Here is a 2,133-nt window from a genome sequence, read left to right as displayed (position 1 = left end):
CGGCGGTGGCGGCCGCCCCGTCGACGTCGTCGAGGACGGCACCGGCCGCCTGCTCGGCACCGTCGACGCCGCGGCCTCCCACACCACCGTCCACGAGGGCGCCGTCCACCTCCACCAGGGCCGCACCTACGTGGTCCGCACCCTGGACCTGGACGACAACGTGGCACTCGTGGAGCGCGCCGACCCCCCGTACACCACCGTCGCCCGCGACACCACCTCCGTCTCCGTGCTGGAGACCGAGCGCGAGATCCCGTGGGGCGGCGCCCGGCTGTGCTTCGGGTCGGTCGAAGTCACCAACCACGTGGTCTCCTTCCTGCGCCGCCGGCTGATCACCGGCGAGATCATGGGCGAGACGAAGCTCGACCTGCCGCCGCGGACGCTGCGCACCCGCGCCGTCTGGTGGACCGTCACCGGCGGCCAACTGGACGCGGCGGACATCGCCCAGGACCAGTTGGGCGGCGCCCTGCACGCGGCGGAGCACGCCGCCATCGGCATGCTGCCGCTGTTCGCCACGTGCGACCGCTGGGACATCGGCGGCGTCTCCGTGCCCCTGCACGGCGACACGCTGCTGCCGACGGTCTTCGTCTACGACGGCCACCCCGGCGGCGCGGGCTTCGCCGAACGCGCCTTCGGCGTCGCCCGCGACTGGCTCGGTGCGACCCGCTCGGCGATCGCCGCCTGCGAGTGCGACACCGGCTGCCCGTCCTGCGTCCAGTCCCCGAAGTGCGGCAACGGCAACGACCCGCTGGACAAGGCGGCGGCGCTGCGCCTGCTGACGACGCTGCTGGCGGAGGCGGAGCCGGACGCGGAGCCGGAGGCGGGGGCCGAGCCGGACGCGGCGCCGGAGCCCACGGCGGCGGCAACGGACGACGGCTGACCGGCAGCCCCCACCGGAGGCCGCCGTCCCGTACCCGCGCACCGGGGCACCCGGCCCCCGCCGCCCCGCCCGCCGGAGATCAACCGGCGGCATCCAGGCGGGTCCGCTGGTCCTCGGTCAGCTCCAGGTCGACCGCGGCCAGGCTCTCGTCCAACTGCGCCACGGACGAGGCCCCGACCAGCGGTATCACCGGCACCTCCCCGCCTATCAGCCAGGACAGCACCACCTGGTTGACCGTCGCCCCGGCCTCCTTCGCCACCGCCCGCAGCGCCTTGAGCCGCTCCGGGGTCCCCGGGTGGTCCAGCTCGTGCCCGAGCGGCTTGTCCGCGCGGACGTAGCCGCCGGCGAGCAGCGGCGAGTACGCGACGAGCGCGAGCCCCGGGTTGTGCCGCAGGTAGCTGAGCATCGCCCCGTCCACGCCGCCCGGGGACCCGTCCGGGTCGAGCTCGCTGGGCCGGTCGGTGCGGCGGCGCAGGTAGGTGTGGTGGTACTGCAGCAGCTCGTAGCCGGCGAGGCCGGACGCCGCCGCGTGGACACGGGCCCGCTCCACCCGCCAGACCCACTGGTTGCTGACGCCCAGCAGCCCGACGGAGCCCTCCGCCACGAGCGCGCCGAACGCCTCGACGGTCTCCTCCTGCGGCACGGCCATGTCGTCGATGTGCGCGTACAGGATGTCCAGCTTCTCCACCCCGAGCCGCTGCCGGCTCTCCTGCGCGGACTGCCGGATCACCTTCGCCGACAGGCCCTCGGCGTTGTCGACGTACGAGGTGCCGGGCGCGAGCGGCCGGGCACCGAGCTTGGTCGCGATGACCACCTCGCGCCCGATCCCCCGGCTGCGCCGCCACCGCCCGAGCAGGCTCTCGCTCTGGCCGCCCTGCGAGCCGTCCGCCCAGAACGCGTAGTTGTCGGAGGTGTCGACGAACGTGCCGCCGGCCTCGACGTAGCGGTCGAGGATCGCGAACGACGTCTCCTCGTCGGTCAGGGAGCCGAACAGCATGGCCCCGAGGCTGAGCACGCTGACCTCGCGCCGGTTCTGCGGGTCGGCACCGATCGTGCGGTACTTCATGCGGAGTCCTTTCGTGTGTCTGCCAAGGCCGGAGTCTGAAGGCTGGAGCGCGCTCTACCGCAACCCCGGGCCGGCGCGGGAGCGGACCTCGGCGGTGAAGCGGCCGGTACGGGCCGACGCCACGACGTCCGCAACCTCCCCGGACACGGCGCACCGCAGCAGCCGGGCGCCCTGCGCCGCGGCCACCCGG

2 protein-coding genes are annotated in these 2,133 nt (G+C 74.7%); one reads left to right on the top strand and one right to left on the bottom strand.

What is annotated here, in order from left to right; genetic code table 11:
- Window positions 1–877: Zn-binding domain-containing protein (locus tag H5J30_RS29065; RefSeq protein ID WP_181790252.1), on the top strand; the 877-nt coding region annotated here is incomplete at its 5' end.
- 79 nt (window positions 878–956) lie between these two features.
- On the opposite strand, the gene H5J30_RS29060 is transcribed toward H5J30_RS29065, so the two are convergent.
- The gene (locus H5J30_RS29060; protein ID WP_181790251.1) at window positions 957–1,943 is read right to left on the bottom strand and encodes an aldo/keto reductase; all 987 of its coding nucleotides are present in this window, start codon (window positions 1,941–1,943) and stop codon (window positions 957–959) included.
- Window positions 1,944–2,133 lie beyond the last annotated feature (190 nt).

The sequence above is a fragment of the Streptomyces phytophilus genome (assembly GCF_013870535.1).
Lineage (GTDB): Bacteria > Actinomycetota > Actinomycetes > Streptomycetales > Streptomycetaceae > Streptomyces > Streptomyces phytophilus.
Note: the sequence above shows the minus strand (reverse complement) of the source record. Positions and strands in the feature narration are given on the sequence as shown.